Origin of the sequence: Streptomyces sp. CA-106110 (genome assembly GCF_050936285.1) — a bacterium.
Lineage (GTDB): Bacteria > Actinomycetota > Actinomycetes > Streptomycetales > Streptomycetaceae > Streptomyces.
In genome coordinates, this window is the sequence record NZ_JBNJNB010000001.1 from 7,500,143 (window position 1) to 7,519,805 (window position 19,663).

At 71.5% G+C, this 19,663-nt stretch carries 12 protein-coding genes and 1 tRNA gene; 11 read left to right on the forward strand and 2 right to left on the reverse strand.

The features are described 5' to 3' along the window. The first annotated feature begins 125 nt into the window (after positions 1-125). The 6 genes from ACQEXA_RS34540 to ACQEXA_RS34565 all read left to right on the forward strand — a co-directional run bounded on the left by ACQEXA_RS34540 (position 126) and on the right by ACQEXA_RS34565 (position 8,262). A complete protein-coding gene (locus ACQEXA_RS34540; protein WP_432928258.1) occupies positions 126-1,835 on the forward strand; it encodes a beta-N-acetylhexosaminidase in 1,710 nt (569 codons plus the stop codon). A gap of 277 nt (positions 1,836-2,112) precedes the next feature. Continuing rightward, on the forward strand, positions 2,113-3,006 hold the full coding sequence (locus ACQEXA_RS34545; RefSeq protein WP_432928256.1) for an FAD binding domain-containing protein: 894 nt from the start codon (positions 2,113-2,115) through the stop codon (positions 3,004-3,006). Further along, complete coding sequence (locus ACQEXA_RS34550; RefSeq protein WP_432928254.1) at positions 3,003-4,421, forward strand: 2Fe-2S iron-sulfur cluster-binding protein; 1,419 nt, start codon at positions 3,003-3,005, stop codon at positions 4,419-4,421. Before ACQEXA_RS34545 ends, ACQEXA_RS34550 begins: the two co-directional genes overlap by 4 nt. Beyond that, positions 4,418-6,730 (forward strand): xanthine dehydrogenase family protein molybdopterin-binding subunit, encoded by a 2,313-nt coding sequence (locus ACQEXA_RS34555; protein ID WP_432928252.1) that lies wholly within the window; start codon positions 4,418-4,420, stop codon positions 6,728-6,730. The genes ACQEXA_RS34550 and ACQEXA_RS34555 overlap by 4 nt, the downstream gene beginning before the upstream one ends. 13 nt (positions 6,731-6,743) lie before the next feature. Then, entirely contained in the window at positions 6,744-6,905 is a 162-nt protein-coding gene (locus tag ACQEXA_RS34560) for a hypothetical protein (RefSeq protein WP_359396933.1), read from the forward strand. Positions 6,906-7,095: 190 nt separating this feature from the next. Next, positions 7,096-8,262, forward strand: coding sequence for an SUKH-4 family immunity protein (locus ACQEXA_RS34565; protein ID WP_432928250.1), 1,167 nt, complete (start codon positions 7,096-7,098; stop codon positions 8,260-8,262). A 218-nt stretch (positions 8,263-8,480) separates the two neighbouring features. Here the strand turns inward: ACQEXA_RS34565 and ACQEXA_RS34570 are convergent, their stop codons facing one another. Then, a complete protein-coding gene (locus tag ACQEXA_RS34570; RefSeq protein WP_432928248.1) occupies positions 8,481-9,008 on the reverse strand; it encodes a L,D-transpeptidase in 528 nt (175 codons plus the stop codon). A gap of 291 nt (positions 9,009-9,299) precedes the next feature. On the opposite strand from ACQEXA_RS34570, the gene ACQEXA_RS34575 reads away from it, so the two are divergent. The 3 genes from ACQEXA_RS34575 to ACQEXA_RS34585 all read left to right on the forward strand — a co-directional run bounded on the left by ACQEXA_RS34575 (position 9,300) and on the right by ACQEXA_RS34585 (position 15,609). After that, positions 9,300-9,809 carry a hypothetical protein gene (locus ACQEXA_RS34575; protein ID WP_432928246.1) on the forward strand — a complete coding sequence of 170 codons (510 nt, stop codon included), beginning with the start codon at positions 9,300-9,302 and terminating at the stop codon, positions 9,807-9,809. 529 nt (positions 9,810-10,338) lie between these two features. Then, positions 10,339-14,454, forward strand: a complete 4,116-nt coding sequence (locus ACQEXA_RS34580; protein WP_432939202.1) for a carboxypeptidase regulatory-like domain-containing protein — start codon at positions 10,339-10,341, stop codon at positions 14,452-14,454. Positions 14,455-14,688: 234 nt separating this feature from the next. Further along, positions 14,689-15,609, forward strand: coding sequence for a class I SAM-dependent methyltransferase (locus ACQEXA_RS34585; protein WP_432928244.1), 921 nt, complete (start codon positions 14,689-14,691; stop codon positions 15,607-15,609). 173 nt (positions 15,610-15,782) lie between these two features. Here ACQEXA_RS34585 and ACQEXA_RS34590 read toward each other — a convergent pair. Then, positions 15,783-15,857: transfer RNA gene (locus ACQEXA_RS34590), tRNA-Cys, on the reverse strand. A gap of 205 nt (positions 15,858-16,062) precedes the next feature. Between ACQEXA_RS34590 and ACQEXA_RS34595 the strand changes: the two genes are divergently transcribed. Continuing rightward, complete coding sequence (locus tag ACQEXA_RS34595) at positions 16,063-17,511, forward strand: MFS transporter (RefSeq protein WP_432928243.1); 1,449 nt, start codon at positions 16,063-16,065, stop codon at positions 17,509-17,511. Between the two features lie 148 nt (positions 17,512-17,659). Further along, entirely contained in the window at positions 17,660-19,465 is a 1,806-nt protein-coding gene (locus ACQEXA_RS34600) for a DEAD/DEAH box helicase (protein ID WP_360991457.1), read from the forward strand. The last annotated feature ends 198 nt before the right edge of the window (positions 19,466-19,663 follow it).

Genomic DNA, 19,663 nt, shown 5'->3' on the forward strand with positions numbered 1-19,663 from the left:
CCAGATTCATGCGGCGGATTCCTGTGACGACGGCACTTCTCGTCTTCTTCCGGTCCGATCTTCATTCGTACTCGTACAGCGACGGGCGGTCTCCGGGCCGGGCGGAGCGGTAAAGGACTGACGTGATGGAACTGATTCCGGCGCCGCGCGCCATCGAGGGCCCCACGCGCTGCGGGGTCCTGCTCGACCGGGAAACCGCCCTGGTGGCCGCACCCGGTACGGGTACCACCGAACGCTGGCTGCGCTCCACTCTCGGTGCGGCCCTCGGCCTGCCGTTGCCGCCCGGTGCCGAGGACAGCCGCAATTCCGTACGGCTCCGCCTGGACGACACACTGGAACCCGAGGCATACAAACTCAGCGCCATTGTCAACTGGGGTGTGGAGATCCGGGGCGGCAGCGCGGCCGGAGTGTTCTGGGGCGCCCAGACGCTGCGTCAGCTCCTCGGGCCCGAGGCCTTCCGGCGCGCACCCGTGCGGCCGGGAGCCGGCCACGGAATTCCGCACCAGATCATCGAGGACGCGCCGCGCTTCCCCTGGCGCGGCCTCATGCTCGACGTCGCCCGGCACTTCATGCCCAAGGACGGTGTGCTGCGCTACCTCGACCTGATGGCCGCGCACAAACTCAATGTCTTCCACTTCCATCTCACCGACGACCAGGGCTGGCGTCTGGAGATCGAGCGGTATCCGCGGCTCACCGAGGTCGGCTCCTGGCGGGCGCGCACGAGATTCGGCCACCGAGCGTCCCCGCTGTGGGAGGAGAAACCGCACGGTGGCTTTTACACGCATGAAGACATCCGCGAGATCGTGGCCTATGCGGCCGAGCGGCATATCACCGTGGTCCCCGAGATCGACATGCCCGGGCACAGCCAGGCGGCCATCGCCGCGTATCCCGAACTCGGCAACCGCGACGTCGTCGACACGGACTCCCTCACGGTCTGGGACGACTGGGGCATCTCCAGGAACGTCCTCGCGCCCACCGACAACACCCTGAGGTTCTACGAGGATGTGCTCGAGGAAGTCCTGGAACTGTTCCCCTCGGACTTCATCCACATCGGCGGCGACGAATGCGCCAAGGACCAGTGGCGGAAGTCCCGCGCCGCCCAGGCGCGCATCAAGGAACTCGGGCTCGCCGACGAGGACGGTCTGCAGGCGTGGTTCATCCGGCACTTCGACACCTGGCTCGGTACGCGCGGCCGCCGGCTCATCGGCTGGGACGAGATCCTGGAGGGCGGGAGCCGGGCCGAAGAGCGCACCCCGGCCGCGGACGGCGAGGAAGGCCTGCGGGAATCACGAGCACCCAAGGGCGAGACGACGGCACTGGGCCTCACGGACGGTGCCGCGGTGTCCTCGTGGCGCGGGTACGCGGGAGGTATCACCGCGGCGCGGGCCGGGCACGACGTCGTGATGTGCCCTGAGCAGCAGGTGTACCTGGACCACCGTCAGGACGGCGGGGCGGACGAGCCGGTGCCCATCGGATATGTGCGCACTCTGGAGGATGTCTACCGCTTCGAGCCGGTTCCGCCGCAGCTCACCGAAGAGGAGGCGCGGCACGTCCTCGGCACCCAGGCCAACGTGTGGACCGAGGTGATGGAGGATCAGTCGCGCGTGGACTACCAGACGTTCCCCCGGCTCGCCGCCTTCGCCGAGGTGGCCTGGAGCGCCCTGCCCGCCCCCGCGGACCGCGACTTCGCGGACTTCGAGCGGCGGATGACCGCGCACTACCGCCGGCTCGACGCCTTGGGAGTGGCCTACCGGCCGCCCGCGGGACCACGTCCGTGGCAGCGGCGACCGGGTGTGCTCGGACGCCCGATCGAGGGTGCGCCCCCGAACGTGTGAGGCGGCCGTGGAGGGGCGGGCGAGGCGCCGGACTCCCTGGAAACGTGACCCCGCATGGGAGAAGTGACACAAGCATCACCGAAAAACGGCAATTCGCCCTTATTGGGCATTGATCATCAAAGCGGACCATCTTCCTGGTGGGGGGCGAATGCCTCCTAGCGGACCCCCGCGTCGGGGGCTTGGAAAGATGTGCCAGAGTTGCCACGTCCGCCCTGTCAGCACGTACCGTACGGCAGCACAGGTGGGACCAGTGGGGCAGCGGGAAGGGGCAGCCGGTTTGACCACGCACGCACCGCAGGCGGCGCAGGCCGTGACGCTGCCCGCCTCGCTGGACGAGGCCGTGGCGGCGCTCGCCGCCGTGCCGGCCGCCGTTCCCGTGGCGGGCGGCACCGATCTCATGGCCGCGGTCAACTCCGGGCAGCTACGACCGGCCGCGCTGGTCGGTCTCGGCCGCATCAGCGAGATCCGCGGCTGGCAGTACCAGGACGGCCACGCGCTGCTCGGCGCCGGACTCACCCACGCGCGCATGGGCCGCCCCGACTTCGCGGCCCTCATCCCCGCCCTCGCGGCGGCCGCGCGCGCGGCCGGGCCGCCGCACATCCGCAACGCCGGCACCCTCGGCGGCAACATCGCCTCCGCCGCCCCCACCGGGGACGCGCTCCCGGTGCTGGCCGCCCTCGAGGCCACGCTGGTCATCGTCGGGCCCGGCGGAGCCCGCCGGGAGATCCCGGTCTCGCACCTGCTCGCGGGCGTGGAGATGCTGCGCTCCGGCGAACTCATCGGCTATGTGCGCGTGCCGCTGCTGCACGCCCCCCAGGTCTTCCTGAAGGCCACCGGGCGTACCGGCCCCGGGCGGGCCGTCGCCTCCGTGGCACTTGTCCTCGACCCCGCCCGGCGCGGTGTGCGTTGCGCCGTCGGCGCCATTGCGCCGATGCCGCTGCGCCCTCTGGAGGCCGAGCAGTGGGTCGCCCAGCTCATCGACTGGGACAACAACCGCACGATCGTCCCGGAGGCGCGCACGGCCTTCGGCGAGTACGTCGCCTCGGCCTGCATCCCGGACGCGGCACCGGCGGAGGACGGCTCCGTGCAGCAGCTTCCGCCCGCCGTGATGCACCTGCGGCGCACCGTCGCCGCGCTGGCCCGACGAGCACTGGGGAGGGCACTGTCGTGACCGACGACCAGCACCGCGAGGGCGACTCCCGGCGCAGCGCCCGCGGCTCCTGGGAGCGGCTGCCGCAAGGGGACTACGACGACAGCGCGACCGCCTTCGTCCAGCTCCCCGAGGGCGGTATCGACGCACTTCTCGCCGCCGCCGACAGCCCGCTCGCCGCGCCGGGCCACGGCTATGTGCCGCCTTCCTTCACCCCGGCCGCGGGCACGCCCGTCGACCCGGCGGCGGCAGGCGGCAACTGGGGCGCGTCCGCAGAGGGTGCCCAGTGGCCCGACCAGGACACCGCCGGCCAGGAGGGCGGCGGCCGGTTCGCCTACGACCCGGGCGCGACCGGGCAGTGGAACTTCCAGGAGTCGGCGGCCGCGCAGGAGGCGCCTGCGCCCGGGCACGACGTGACCGGACAGTGGTCGATCCCGGTGGCGGGCGGCGATCTGCCGGACGAGTCGGGCGAGTTCAGCACGTCCTCGCTGGTCGAGCAGTGGGGCGGCACCCCGCCCGCGACCCTGCCGGGCGGTGCGGCCGCGCCCTGGGCGACGGGAGCGCCCGGACAGCCCTGGCCGGGCGAGGCACCGGAGAGTGCCGCCGAAGTGGCCGCCGGGGCTCCTGGGGAGCCTTCCGGCGGGTCGTACGAGGCCGGGCGGCCCGGCGGTGCCCCGCAGGCTCCCGAGGCCGCCCAGGAGCCGTCTGAGCCCTCCGGGGCCCCCGAGGCCGAAGAGACACCGGATCCCGGGCCCGAGATGCCGGCGGAGGCAGCCGAATCGGGCGAGCAGGCCCCCGGGCCCGCACCCACGAACGACGAGCACCCCCTGGCGTCGTACGTCCTCAGGGTGAACGGTGCCGACCGGCCGGTGACCGACGCCTGGATCGGCGAGTCGCTGCTGTACGTCCTGCGCGAGCGGCTCGGCCTCGCCGGCGCGAAGGACGGCTGCTCGCAGGGCGAGTGCGGCGCCTGCAACGTCCAGGTCGACGGACGGCTCGTCGCGTCCTGCCTGGTGCCGGCCGTCACCGCCGCGGGCAGCGAGGTGCGCACCGTCGAGGGCCTCGCCGTCGACGGGCAGCCCTCGGACGTGCAGCGGGCGCTCGCCCGGTGCGGCGCCGTGCAGTGCGGTTTCTGCGTCCCCGGCATCGCCATGACCCTGCACGACCTGCTGGAGGGCAATCCCGCGCCCACCGAGCTGGAGACCCGTCAGGCGCTGTGCGGCAACCTGTGCCGCTGCTCCGGCTACCGGGGCGTGGTCGAGGCCGTCAGGGAGGTCGTCGCCGAGCGCGAGGCGCACGCGGAGGCGGCACCGGACGCCGACGAGGCCCGCATCCCCCACCAGGCCGGACCCGGGGCGGGCGGCGTCCACTCCTCCGCGTTCGACGCCGCGGCCCCGAACGAGCACCCCTACGGCCAGGACGGAGGCCAGGCGTGAGCAACGAAGCCGGCACCGCGACCACTGCGGCGGCCGCACCCGTACCCGCCCCGGACCTGATGCCGCACGGCCTCGGCGTCTCGCTGCCGTCCGCCGACGCCCGCGCCAAGACCGAGGGCACCTTCCCCTACGCGGCCGACCTGTGGGCCGAGGGCCTGCTGTGGGCCGCCGTGCTCCGCTCGCCGCACCCGCACGCGCGCATCCTGTCCATCGACACCGGTCACGCGCGCGAGATGCCCGGCGTCCGCGCCGTGGTCACCCATGAGGACGTGCCCGGCGGCGCCCTCCACGGCCGCGGAACGGCCGACCGGCCGGTGTTCGCCTCCGAGATCGTGCGCCACCACGGTGAGCCCATCGCGGCCGTCGCCGCCGACCACCCCGACACCGCGCGCATGGCCGCCGCCGCCGTCATCGTCGAGTACGAGGTGCTCGACCCGGTGACCGACCCGGAGCAGGCCTTCGAGGCCGAGCCGCTGCACCCCGACGGCAATCTGATCCGCCACATCCCGCTGCGCCACGGCGACCCGGACGCGGCCGGTGACATCGTCGTCGAGGGCCTCTACCGCATCGGCCGCCAGGACCCCGCCCCGATCGGCGCGGAGGCGGGGCTCGCCGTGCCCCGGCCCGACGGCGGGGTCGAGCTGTACGTCGCCTCGACCGACCCGCACACCGACCGGGACCGGGCCGCCGCGGTCTACGGCCTCGAACCCGAGCAGGTCAAGGTGGTCGTCACCGGAGTGCCCGGCGCCACCGCCGACCGCGAGGACCAGGGCTTCCAGCTGCCGCTCGGTCTGCTCGCGCTGAAGACGGGCAGCCCGGTCAAGCTGACCGCGACGCGCGAAGAGTCCTTCCTCGGGCATGTCCACCGCCACCCCACCCTGCTGCGCTACCGCCACCACGCGGACGCCGAGGGCAAGCTGGTTAAGGTCGAGGCACAGATCCTGCTGGACGCCGGGGCGTACGCGGACACCTCCTCGGAGGCGCTCGCCGCCGCCGTCTCCTTCGCCTGCGGCCCGTACGTCGTCCCGAACGCCTTCATCGAGGGCTGGGCCGTGCGGACCAACAACCCGCCCTCGGGCCACGTCCGTGGCGAGGGCGCGATGCAGGTGTGCGCGGCCTACGAGGCCCAGATGGACAAGCTCGCCAAGAAGCTCGGCGTGGACCCGGCGGAGCTGCGGCTGCGCAACGTCCTGGAGACGGGTGACGTCCTGCCCACGGGCCAGACGGTGACCTGCCCGGCACCCGTGGCCGAACTGCTGGAGGCGGTACGGGACTACCCGCTGCCCCCGCTGCCCAAGGACACCCCCGAGGAGGACTGGCTGCTGCCGGGCGGTCCCGAGGGTGCGGGCGAACCGGGTGCCGTGCGCCGGGGCGTCGGCTACGGCGTCGGCATGGTGCACATGCTGGGCGCCGAGGGCGCGGACGAGGTCTCCACGGCGACGGTGAAGGTGCAGGACGGCGTCGCGACCGTGCTGTGCGCGGCCGTCGAGACCGGTCAGGGCTTCGCGACGCTGGCCCGGCAGATCGTCCAGGACACACTCGGCATCGACGAGGTGCACGTGGCACCGGTCGACACGGACCAGCCGCCGGCCGGTCCGGGCTGCCGAGGACGCCACACCTGGGTGTCGGGCGGCGCGGTGGAACGTGCCGCCAAGATGGTCCGCACGCAGCTGCTGCAACCCCTGGCGCACAAGTTCGGCATGTCCACCGAGCTGCTCCAGATCACCGACGGCAAGATCACCTCGTACGACGGAGTGCTGTCGACCACCGTCACCGAGGCGATGGACGGCAAGGAGCTGTGGGCCACGGCGCAGTGCCGCCCGCACCCGACGGAGCCGCTGAACGAGACGGGCCAGGGCGACGCCTTCGTGGGGCTCGCGTTCTGCGCGATCCGCGCCGTGGTGGACGTGGACATCGAGATCGGCTCGGTACGGGTCGTGGAGCTGGCGCTCGCCCAGGACGTGGGCCGGGTGCTGAATCCGACGCAGCTCATGGCGCGCGTGGAGGCCGGCGTCACCCAGGGCGTGGGCATCGCGCTCACGGAGAACCTGCGTACCGCCCGCGGCCTGATCCGCCACCCCGACCTGACCGGCTACGCCCTGCCGACGGCACTGGACGCGCCGGAGATCCGGATCGTCAAGCTGGTCGAGGAACGGGACGTGGTCGCGCCCTTCGGAGCGAAGTCCGTCAGCGCGGTGCCGGTGGTGACCTCCCCGGCGGCGATCGCCTCGGCGGTACGCGCGGCGACGGGCCGCCCCGTCAATCGCCTGCCGATCCGTCCGCAGGCGGCCGTGGTGACAGCGCAGTGAGCGGGAGCGAAACGTGACCGACCAGCCCCAGCAGACCCCCGAGACCCCTGACGCGCCTTCGGCCGAGGAGCCGCGCTACGAGCCTCCACCCAGTGTCGGGAAGCTGCTGGGGTGGATCCTCGTGTTCGTGCTGGCGGCGATCGTGGTGGTCCTCGGCGGGGTGTACTTCACCTGACGGGCCGCGCCCTCCCCGAAAAAGCCTGTGGTCTTCGTCACGTGCCCAGGGCGTGCGGCGGGTCCCGGACCGATGCCGGCCGCGTTGTCAGTGGGGCCGCGTATGGTTTTCGACGTCGGGGGAGAGCCGCTCGACGAGGGTCGTCCCTCCGCCACGGGCAGCTCTGGGGACGAAGTACACGGGGGAAGCAATGGGCACGACCGACATCGGTGGCGTGATCACGCTGACCGGGACGGATCTCGATCCGCATGTCACACACGAGGCGACACGGCGCCTGCTCACCGGGCCCGGACTGCCGTCCGACAGCGCCCTGTTGGGATTCGGGGCGCTGCGCCGTCGGCCCGCGCTGCGACGGGTCGCCGAGCTCGTCGACGACGCGGAGAGGCTCGCGGAGGAACTGCGGGACCAACTCGTCATAGGCGCGCTGCGGACCGTCGACCGGGACCTGGAGTCCCTTGTACTGAACGGCACCACGGGCGAGATCTTCACGACCCACGTCCACCCGCGTCACCCCGGCCTGATGGACCTCTCGCCGCTCGCGCCGTCGCTGGACGCGCTGCTGCGGTGCGCGGCTGCGACGGACGAACTGATCGCGTCCCGGGGCCGGTTCGCGTCCCAGGGATACGGCCCCAAGGCGGTGGCGGCGGCGTCCGAGCGGCTGGCGTCGGTGTTCGCCGCGGACGCCGGGGAGGACCTGGCGCCGTACTGGCGGATGGCCGCGCTGATCCGCCCCCTCGCCCGGATCGCCCGCCCCGGAACGGGACTTGCGCTCGACCTGCCGTCGCGGCTGCTGGACGAGGAGTTCGGCTCCGCTGCCGTCGTGCGCTTCGAGGAGGTCGATTTCCCCGGCACGCTCACGCACGAGCCGACCCGCCGCTTCCTGCGTGAGGTGGGCCTCCCGGAGAACGGTTACTGGTACGAACTCGACACGGACGTGCCGTTGCCCACGCTGGCCGAGTACTACGCGGACGAGGACCGGTTCACCGCGGACGAACTGCCTTCGGAGGCGGACCGGCTGATCCGCCTCGGCTATCTGGTGGAGGACACGAGCTTGGTCGTCGACGGCGCCACCGGGGCGGTCCTGTGCTGGAGCGAGGCCGACGCGGTCCTTCGCCCGCTCAACGCGGACATCTCCACCCTGGCTTTCACGGTCTGGCTGGTGCACCGCGAGAAGGCGCTCGACCAGGAGCACGACTTGACGGACGCGTACGAGCAACTGGCCGCCACCATGGCCGAAACGCTCGCCGCGGTCGACCCGATCGCCTGCGACCCCACCCCGAGGACCCCTAAGGACGACGGCTGGCGCTACTGGCCGGAGGCCTTCGAGGACCAGGCGGGCGGGGGACTGTACGCATAGCGTCGGCCCGGGCCGGGGCGATCCGGGTCACCGGACGTGGTCCGCCCACGGATGCGCCTGCCCTCGGACATCGTGCTGGCCCCGGCGGACGACGCTCGTGGGCGGGGACGCTACGTCCGGAACCGCAAGCCGATGCGCGGGGGGAGCCGCCCACGAAGGACGGACGAAGGGGCGACACGCTCCCGCGAATGCCACCCCTTCACGCCGCTTGCGCACCTCTACCGGCCGCTCGAGCCGGTGTGCTTGACGATCACCGTGTCGCCGACCCGGCTGAAATCGTAGAAGCGGCGGGCGTCCGCCGTGCTCAGGTGGATGCAGCCGTGGGAGGTGTCGGCCCGGCCGATGGAGTGGTCCCAGGGGGCCGCGTGAACGAACACACCGGCGTTGGTCAGGCGCACCGCCCAGTGGACGGTGAGCGAGTAGTAATTGGGACTGTGCGGATCACACGTGATGCGCGCGCTGCACGAGGTCATCTGGACGACCGCGTCCTTGCCCAGCACGTGGAACGTTCCTGACGGCGTACGGAAGCTGAGCTTTCCGAAGCCCACGGCGAAGGTCATCACCGTCCGGCCGTTGTCCGTGACGGTCATCTGGTGGGTCGCCTCGTCGATCGTCGAGACGTGCCCCGAGGAGGCCGCCCGGGCGGGACCGGCGCCCAGCGTCAGGAGGGCCGCCAGGACACCGACCAGGGCGAGCCGGATGACGTCACGAAGGCGTGGGCGTGGGGCTTGGCGTTGGTAGGTCATCTCTGATCACCGTCGCTCTCTGTGCACACTCGGAGACTCTGGCCCCTCCCTCGCATCGGGGCGGCTTCGCCCCGCTCTCTGCGGGTACCGCCGACCGAGCTGCTCAATCGGCCGGCCCAAACGAATCTCCGTTCGCATGGATATGGCTTCCAGGGTGCGCCCCGAACACCCAGCCCGAGTTGCCCGGCTCGCCCGACGAACCTACGGTTCTTTTTCTGAGGCTTCCGCTGTCGGCAACGTATCCGGCCCGCCGTCCAACGATGCGGGCCCAGCAGCAAGGGAAGTTCTTTTATGCCGAGTGAAACCCACACCGTGAAGCGGGTCGAAGTCCACACGGGAATTCCCTACGGCGACTTCATCGCCGCCTTCGAGAAAGCGGCGCCCATCGCCGACGTGGGGGTGGTCGAGCTCATCGCGGAGGCCGGCGGCAGCTGGGACGACGTCCGTGCCGCCATGGAGGTGAACGCCCCCAACCACCTGGTCCGCTACTGGCGGCTCAACGGCACCCAGCTCTTGAAGCTGGCAGGCCACCAGGTGAGGACGATGGAGTACCTGACCGGAAACCACGTCACCGCCGAGAGCATGGTGCGGTACGACCCCAGGGCCTTGCTGTACGCGCCCCTGCGGATGCTGGTGTGGAGCGACGGCGACGACAACGCGGTCTTCGGCATGCACCGGCCCAGCGACGAGTTCGGAAGTCTCGGCATTCCCGAGGTGACGAAGGTGGGCGAGGACCTCGAACGCCAGGTCATCGAAGTACTGCGCCGCTGCGGCGTCGACGCCACCGAGGACTTCGCCTAGGGCCGGCCTGAACCGCACCCCCCCAAACGCACGGATACCGGCGTGCCCATCCTTGACGTCGACCACGTCGACCACGTCGACCACGTCATACCGCGGCGCCGGCGGCGACGACACCCCTGAGACCGTGATCGCGCTTCGCCCAACTGTCGTGCTCTCAAGGCTCCTGAGAGGTCGACCACCCGGCGCCGGCAGATGATGCCGCAGGCCAGGCTGAGGAAGGCTTCGTGGATGTCGTCGCGGATCTCCCCGCGACCGCGCCTGCGCGCGGATGCGACGTCCCTCCCCGGATGACGGGACGTCGACCCCGCACGGCGCTTTTGGGCGTGTCACATATGCGACAGCCACGACGCCTTCCGGGCGGCAGGGCGGAGGCAGTTGCATACGCCAGCGGTCTGATCGGGCCGCGATCGGGCGGGGACATCCTCATCGCCCGGTCACCTCCGGTTTCAGGAGATTCTCCGTGCGTACGATCCGTCTCAGACCGAGCGGTGGACGTGGAGGGCGAGCCGCCACCGCGGTCGCCGGCCTCCTGTCGGCAGCGCTTGCCCTCATCGGACTCCAACTGCCCGCGGCGGCGCCCGCGGCCGCCGCGCCCTCCGGCAAGACCGCGGTCGTCCAGCAGTGCGCGGACCCCAAGCCCGGGCAGTTCGCCTGCCTGGCGATGCGCCGCACCGACGTGGCCGCCCGCAAGGGTGTGCAGTCGCTGTCCGCGACCCCGTCCGGCTTCGGCGCCGACGACCTGCAGAGCGCCTATGCGCTGCGTGCGGACGGCGGCGCCGGCCAGACCGTCGCGATCGTGGACGCCTACGACGACCCGAGCGTCGAAGCCGACCTGGCGGTCTACCGCCAGCAGTACGGTCTGCCCGCGTGCACCACGGCCAACGGCTGCTTCACCAAGGTCGACCAGCGCGGCGGCAGGCAGTATCCAGCCGCTGATCCGGGATGGGCCGGCGAGATATCCCTCGATGTGGACATGGTGTCCGCTGCCGCCCCCAACGCCCACATCCTGCTGATCGAGGCGGACAGCCCGGCCTTCGCGGACATGGGTGCCGCGGTGGACGAGGCGGTCGCGCTCGGCGCGAAGTACGTCTCCAACTCGTATGGCTCCGGGTACAACAGTACTGCGGGCAGCGGCGAGGACCCGGCGGAACTCACCGCCCTGGACCCCTACTACAACCACCCGGGCGTGGCGGTCGTCGCGTCCTCGGGTGACAGCAGCTACGGCGTCGCCTATCCGGCGGCCTCGCAGTACGTCACCTCCGTCGGCGGCACCGCCCTGGTCAAGGACTCCGGTACCAGCCGCGGCTGGAGCGAGTCGGTGTGGCACGGCCCCAGCGGCGGCGGCCCCGGTTCGGGCTGCTCGCTCTACGAGCCGAAGCCCGCGTTCCAGACCGACACCGCGTGCGCGAACCGCACCGTCGCCGATGTCTCGGCAGTCGCCGACCCGGCCACCGGCGTCTCGGTCTACCAGACCTACGGCGCCGACGGCTGGCAGGTGTACGGCGGTACGAGCGCATCCGCCCCGCTCATCACGGGCGTCTACGCGGACGCCGGCACCCCGGCCGCGGGAACGTACCCCAACGCCTACCCCTATGCCCAGGCCGGCTCGCTCAACGACGTGACCGCCGGCAGCAACGGCACCTGCACCCCGGCGGTGTTGTGCACCGCGGGCCCCGGCTACGACGGCCCCACCGGGCTCGGCACTCCCCACGGCATCGACGCGTTCCGCACCGGCCCGCACGGCGTGATCAGCGGCACGGTCACCGACCGCGGCACCGGCAAGCCGATCGCCGGAGTGACCGTCAAGGCCGGTGACAACACCGCCATTTCGAACGCATCCGGCACCTACCGGCTGGACATCCCGGCGGGCACCTACGACATGACCGCGAGCGTGTACGGCTACGCCGTAGGCCATGCCGACGGTGTCGTCCTGGCCGACGGCGGCACCGTCGCCCAGTCCTTCAGCCTCGACGCCCTGCCCACGCAGACGGTCTCCGGCAAGGTCACCGACGGCTCCGGCCACGGCTGGCCGCTCTACGCGAAGATCACCGCCGACCGTGTGCCCGGCGGCCCGGTCTTCACCGACCCCGCCACCGGCGCCTACTCCCTGAAGCTCCCGCAGGGCGCCTCGTACACCCTGCACGTCACCGCCAACTACCCCGGTTACCAGGCGGTCGACAAGACCGTCCAGGTCGCGACCGCCGACCAGAAGCTGGACGTCGCCGTCCCCGTGGACTCGGCGGCCGCCCAGGCGCCGGGCTACGCCGTGAACCTGCACGGCCCGACCGAGGCCTTCGACTCCACCACCGGGCCCGGCAACGGCTGGAGCGTGGTCAACGCCGACGGCACGGACGGCGGTTGGACCTTCGACGACCCGGGCGGCCGGGGCAACAAAACCGGCGGCAGTGGCGGCTCCGCGATCGTCGACAGCGACTTCAGCGGCCTGCAGACGCAGGACTCCTCGCTGGTCTCGCCGTCGTTCGACCTCGGCTCGGCGACCACGCCCATCCTGGCCTTCGACACCGACTACGCCGGTTGGGCGGGCAACACCGCGGATGTGGACATCTCCTCCGACGGCGGCACCACCTGGACCACCCTGTGGGAGAAGACCTCGATCTGGGTTCGCGGTCCAGCCCACATCGAACTGCCGCTCAACGCCTACGCGGGCAAGAGCGACGTCCGGGTGCGCTTCCACTACACCACCATCGACTGGGGCATGTGGTGGCAGCTCGACAACGTCTTCCTCGGGCAGCGCACCTACGACCCGGTACCCGGCGCCCTCCTCGTCGGCCATGTGACGGACGCCAACACCCAGGCGGGCGTCAACGGTGCCACCGTCACCAGCACCGACGCCCCCGGTGACCACACCACCAGCACGGCCACGCCCGACGATGCGCAGGTGGGCGACGGCTTCTACTGGATGTTCTCGCACCTGACGGGCAACCACCCCGTGGCCGCCGCGCTGTCGCGCTACACCACCGCCACCGACCCGGTGGACATCACCCCGGACGGCACGGTCAAGCACGACCTCGCACTCAAGGCCGGCCGGCTCAAGCTGACCCCGGCGCCCATCGCCAAGAACGTGGCCTGGGGCAAGAGCGCGAGCCAGACCCTGACCGTCACCAACGACGGCACCGCACCGGCCACCGTCAACCTCACCGAGAAGACCGGAGGATTCGCCATACAGCGGGCAGCGGTCCCGTTGAAGCGTGCAGGCACCCCCCTGCACCTGGTGAAGGGCTCCTACTCGCCGCTGCGGCTCACCTCGCCCGCGGCCGCCTCGAGGGCCCGCCAGTCCCACGCGACGGCCCGCGCCCTCAGCGCCCCGGGCACCGCCTGGCAGCCCGTCCCCGACCTGCCGGTGGCCACCGGCGACAACGCGGTCGAGACCTACCAGGGCACCGTCTACTCCGCGTTCGGCTCCATCGGAGGCGCAAGCACCAAGGACCTCTACGCGTACAACGGAAGCTGGACCAAGCTCGCCTCCGGCGCCGACACCCGCGACGCCCCGGCCCACGGACTGATCAACGGCAAGATCTACGTGGCGGGCGGCTGGGGCAGCAGCGGCAGCCCGGACGCCAAGCTGGAGATCTACGACATCGCCACCAACACCTGGAGCACGGGCGCCCGCATGCCCAAGCCGTACGCAGGCGCGGGCAGTGCGGTACTCGACGGCAAGCTGTACTCGGTCGGCGGCTGCCCCACCCTCGGCTGCGGCTCCACCGACGTCTCCGTCTACGACCCGGACACCGACTCCTGGTCGATGGCGGCCCCGTACCCGCAGCAGGTGGCCTGGGAGTCCTGCGGCGCCATCGCGGACAAGCTCTACTGCTCGGGCGGCGAGGCCCAACGCGTGACCTCCAAGCACGCCTACATGTACGACCCCGACACCAACACCTGGTCGCCCGTCGCGGACCAGCCGACCGACGCCTGGGGCGCGGCCTACGCCTCGGCGAACGGAATGCTGCTGATCCGGGGCGGCGTGGTCGACAACGGCACCGCGCTGACCAACCAGGTGTGGGCCTACGAGCCGGGCGAGAACGTCTGGAGTGCCCTGCCCAACGCCAACGCCTCGGTCTACCGCGGCGGCGGCAGCCTGGGCTTCTACGCGATCGGCGGTCTCACCAGCGCAGGCACCCCGATCAAGACCTCCGAGGTCCTGCCAGGCTACGACCAGGTGCACGCCGCCGATGTCACCTGGCTGACCGAAAGCGCGAACACGGTGACCGTCCAACCGGGCGCCTCCACGACGCTCACGGTCACGCTCGACGCCTCCGTACCGGAGATCACCCAGCCGGGCACCTACACCGCTTCGCTGATTCCGCGCAGCGACACCCCGTACCGGCTCGACCCGGTCGGCGTCTCACTGACCGTGAAGCCGCCCACCACCTGGGGCAAGATCGCCGGCACGGTGACGGCGTCCGTGGGTGGCCCGATCGCCGGCGCGACCGTGCAGATCTCCAGCGGGGCCACCCATTACACGATCAAGACCGCTGCGGACGGCAGCTACGCACTGTGGCTCGACGCCCGCAACAGCCCGCTCCAGGTCATCGCGGCCAAGGACGGCTATCAGCCGACATCGGCCACGGTGAAGATCAAGAAGGGGGCGACGACGGTCAGAGACTTCACCCTGCTCAGCAGCTGACCGCACTGGCGCTCTGACGCATCCCTGAACGTCCCCGCCGCCGGCGTCGCCCGGCGGCGGGGACGTCCGGGGTGCCGCCCAGGTGCCCTCAGACGCCGTGCCGGCCAAGTGGGCCGCGGCGCCGATACGGAAATTGGCCCACCGTTCATCTTGTCCCACGTTTGGATATGCGTACCGGGGCAGGTACGCAGCAATCTCACACCAGCTCGTCCGCACAAGGGAGTGCCTGTTCGCATGACGACCGTACACACCGCACCCCAACCACCCCGCAGATTCGAAGACGTTCCCGGGTGGTTCCCCGTACTGGACCAGATGCTCTTCGACTGGATCCTGGCGCGCCAGGAGTCCGCAGGGATGCGGGGCGATCTGCTGGAAGTCGGGGTGTACATGGGGAAGAGCGCGATCTTCCTCGGCAGCCACCTCCGTGACGGTGAGCGGTACACGGTGTGCGACCTCTTCGAGGGCGCTGCGCCGGACGCCGCCAACCGGGCGGAGTCGACGAAGTCGTACAGCGCGCTCAACCGACGGGCCTTCGAGGAGAACTACCTCTCCTTCCACGACGAGCTGCCCCGTGTCCTGGAGGGCCCCAGCTCCCTGGTGCCGGACGAGGTCGAGCCCCGCTCCTGCCGGTTCGTCCACATCGACGCCTCGCACCTGTACAAGCACGTGTACGCCGACATAGGCGCGGCGCACGACCTGCTGCTGCCCGGCGGAGTCGTCGTCCTGGACGACTTCCGTTCGGAGCACACGCCCGGTGTCTCCGTGGCCGCCTGGGAGGCAGTGCTCAACAGGGGCCTGCGCCCCATCTGTCTGAGCACACAGAAGCTGTACGGCACCTGGGGCGACCCCGGCCAGGTGCAGAAGGAGCTGCTGGCGATGGCACGCGGTCGCGATGACTGCCTCCTCAGCGTCCAGGAGGCGGCCGGACACCGCATCATCCGGCTCAAGTCCAAGGGCATGCGGGCGCCGTCCGTCCCGCTCTCCCGGCACGCCGCGGAGCCCGAGCCCGCCGCAGAGCAGTCAGCCGCCCGGCCTTCCACGCCCGCCGCCCCGGGCCGCGGCCTCACCCGCCGCATCGCGGTCGACCTGCTGCCGCCCGTCGTCACCCGCGCGATCCGCAGCTCCCGCGCGGCCAAGCGCGCGGCGCGGAGCTGACCCAGGGCGGCCGGCGGGTACCCGCCGGCTCTCCTCGGTAGGCCCTCCCTGCCTCGTTGCCGGAGCGCAGTCATGATGAGCGCTCCCGCAACCGAGACGGGAACAGAGACGGACGAGCAACGGGCGGCACCCCTCTCGGGGTGCCGCCCTGTCGTTCTGCCTGCTCAAGGCACTGGAGGCCATGGCGGGAATCGAACCCGCGTAACTCGCTTTGCAGGCGAGTCCCTGAACCACTCGGGCACACGGCCGGGATCAGGTGCGGCACGGCTCACTCGTTCCGACCTGATGCGTCGACCGTATGGCGGGGCGTTCCGGGGGCTCAAGAGGATCGCCGGGGCCGCAACAGGACTGCCATACGCCGTTCATGAACGGTGGGTCGTACGACCAAGGTCCCCCTCGACCACCGTCTTCCGACAGGGGCGAATCTTGGTCGAGCCCCTTACTCTGACGAACATGGCAGCTCCGAGACCTCGCGACACCGACGTCGCCGACGCCCCGCCTCCCGCCCCTGTGGACAACACCGCCGGCGTGCTGAGCCGGCCGTACCGGGCGCTGAGCATCGGCATCGTCTCCGTCGTCCTGCTCATCGCCTTCGAGGCGACGGCCGTCGGCACGGCGATGCCGGTCGCGGCGCGGGATCTGGACGGGCTGTCCCTGTATGCCTTCGCGTTCTCGGCGTTCTTCACCACCAGCCTGTTCGGCATGGTGTTCGCGGGCCAGTGGTCGGATCGCAGCGGCCCGCTCGCCTCGCTGACCTGCGGCATCGCCGCCTTCGCGGCCGGCTTGCTGCTGTCGGGGACGGCCGGGGCGATGTGGGTGTTCATCCTGGGGCGGGCCGTGCAGGGACTCGGCGGCGGACTCGTGATCGTCGCCCTGTACGTCGTCGTCGGCCGCGCCTACCCGGAGCGGCTGCGACCGGCCATGATGGCGGGGTTCGCGGCGGGCTGGGTCGTCCCCTCCGTGGTGGGCCCGCTGGCGGCGGGCACGGTGACCGAACAGCTCGGCTGGCGCTGGGTGTTCATCGGCATCCCGGTGCTGGTGGTGTTCCCGCTGGCGCTCGCGCTGCCCGCGATACGGCACCGGGCGGGCGGCCCCGCCGAGGGGGCTGTCACGGGGCCCTTCGACGGCCGCCGCATCCGGCTCGCCCTCGGTGTCTCCCTGGGGGCGGGACTCCTTCAGTACGCCGCCCAGGACCTCGCCTGGGTGTCCCTCCTGCCGGGCATCGCGGGCGTCACGCTGCTCGTCCCGTCGGTGCTCGGGCTGCTGCCCCGCGGCACCTACCGGGCGGCGCGCGGACTGCCGTCCGTGGTGCTGCTGCGCGGAGTGGCGGCGGGCGCGTTCATCTCGGCGGAGAGCTTCGTCCCCCTCATGCTCGTCACCCAGCGGGGCCTGTCGCCCACGCTCGCCGGGTTCTCGCTCGCGGCCGGCGGCGGGTCCTGGGCGCTCGGGTCGTACGTGCAGTCGAGGCCGCGCCTGGAGGCGTACCGGGAGCGGCTGATGACGCTCGGCATGCTCGTCGTCGCGGCCGCGATCACCACGGCGCCCAGTGTGCTGATCCACTCGGTGCCCGTCTGGATCGTCGCCGTCGCCTGGGGGTTCGGCTGCTTCGGCATGGGTCTCGTCATCTCCTCGACCAGCGTTCTGCTGCTGCGCCTGTCCGCACCCGAGGAGGCGGGCGCCAACTCGGCCGCCCTGCAGATCTCCGACGGCCTCTCCAACGTCGTCCTGCTCTCCGCGGGCGGCGCCGCGTTCGCCGCGCTCGGCGGTGGCGCCCTGGCCCGTACGACGACCGAGGCGACCGCCGGCGGCTCCCACCCGGCGGCCTTCGCCGTGGTGTTCCTGCCGATGGCGGCGGTGGCGCTGGTGGGGGCATGGGTGACGACCCGGCTGCGGGAACGGTGAGTCATAGGCCCGCTCCGATGATCTGTGAGCCGTGTCGCACCCGGGCCCGATGCGGCGGTGTTGACCCGAGTGGCGGGTGGGCCCACCGGTAGGGTGGCCCGGTTGTCATACGTAGCCGAGCCACCCCAGCCCCAGCGAACCGGAGACCGTGAGTACCGCCGCCGCCAGCAGTTCCTCGCACTCGCACCATCTGTCTCCCGCCTTCCCCGGCCGTGCTCCCTGGGGTACCGCCGGCAAGCTGCGTGCCTGGCAGCAGGGGGCGATGGAGAAGTACATCCAGGAGCAGCCGCGTGACTTCCTCGCCGTCGCCACGCCCGGCGCCGGCAAGACGACCTTCGCGCTGACGCTCGCGTCCTGGCTGCTGCACCATCACGTCGTCCAGCAGGTGACGGTCGTCGCGCCGACCGAGCACCTGAAGAAGCAGTGGGCCGAGGCGGCGGCGCGGATCGGGATCAAGCTGGACCCCGAGTACAGCGCCGGACCGCTCGGCCGGGAGTACCACGGCGTCGCCGTCACCTACGCGGGCGTCGGCGTCCGGCCCATGCTGCACCGCAACCGGTCCGAGCAGCGCAAGAGCCTCGTCATCCTCGACGAGATCCACCACGCGGGCGACTCCAAGTCCTGGGGCGAGGCCTGCCTGGAGGCGTTCGAACCGGCCACCCGCCGGCTCGCCCTGACTGGTACGCCGTTCCGTTCCGACACCAACCCCATCCCCTTCGTCGCGTACGAGGAGGGGAACGACGGCATCCGCCGGTCCGCCGCCGACTACACCTACGGATACGGCTCCGCCCTCGCCGACGGGGTCGTGCGGCCGGTCATCTTCCTCTCCTACAGCGGCAACATGCGCTGGCGCACCAAGGCGGGCGATGAGATCGCCGCCCGGCTCGGCGAGCCCATGACCAAGGACGCCGTCAGCCAGGCCTGGCGCACCGCCCTCGACCCGCGCGGCGACTGGATGCCCAGCGTGCTGCGCGCCGCAGACCAGCGTCTGACCGAGATCCGCAAGGCCATCCCGGACGCGGGTGCCCTGGTCATCGCCTCCGACCAGGAGTCGGCCCGCGCGTACGCCAAGCTCATCCGCGAGATCACCGGGCACCGCGCGACCCTCGTGCTGTCCGACGACGCCGGCGCCTCCGACCGTATCGACGAGTTCAGCCACAACGACGACCGCTGGATGGTCGCGGTGCGCATGGTGTCCGAGGGTGTCGACGTGCCGCGGCTCGCCGTCGGGGTGTACGCGACGACCATCTCCACACCGCTCTTCTTCGCCCAGGCCGTGGGCCGTTTCGTACGGTCCAGGCGCCGCGGCGAGACCGCCTCCGTCTTCCTCCCGACCGTCCCCGACCTCCTCACCTTCGCCAACGAGATGGAGGTCGAGCGCGACCACGTCCTCGACAAGCCGAAGAAGGGCGGCGAGGAGGAGGACCCGTACGCCGAGTCCGAGAAGGAGATGGAGGAGGCCAACCGGGAACAGGACGAGGACACCGGCGAGCAGGACATGCTGCCGTTCGAGGCGCTGGAGTCCGATGCCGTCTTCGACCGGGTCATGTACAACGGCGCCGAGTTCGGGATGCAGGCCCACCCGGGCAGCGAAGAGGAACAGGACTATCTGGGCATTCCCGGCCTTCTCGAGCCCGAGCAGGTCGAGTTGCTGCTGCAGAAGCGGCAGGCCCGGCAGATCGCGCACAGTCGCAAGAAACCGGACACCGAGGCCGATCTGCTCGAACTGCCCGCCGAGCGGCGGCCCGTGGTCACCCACAAGGAACTGCTCGAACTGCGCAAGCAGCTCAACACGATGGTCGGCGCCTACGTCCATCAGAGCGGCAAGCCGCACGGCGTCGTCCACACCGAGCTGCGCCGGGTGTGCGGCGGCCCGCCGAGCGCCGAGTGCACCGCGGGTCAACTGCGCCAGCGCATCGCGAAAGTCCAGGAGTGGGCCACCCGTATGAGGTGATGCCGCGAGGCGCCCGGCGGGCGTGCGGGACCGGGGTGCGCGACTTTCCGGCGGGGACCGGGCCGTACATACCTCCGCAAAGAGAACGACCAGGTAAGGCTCGTTGACCGGATTCTGGACGGAGCCTTCCGCTGAGCGAACCAGCTCGCTACTGTCCCGCTACGCACACGCCCCGTGGCAGCGCCGCCGCGGAGCGCA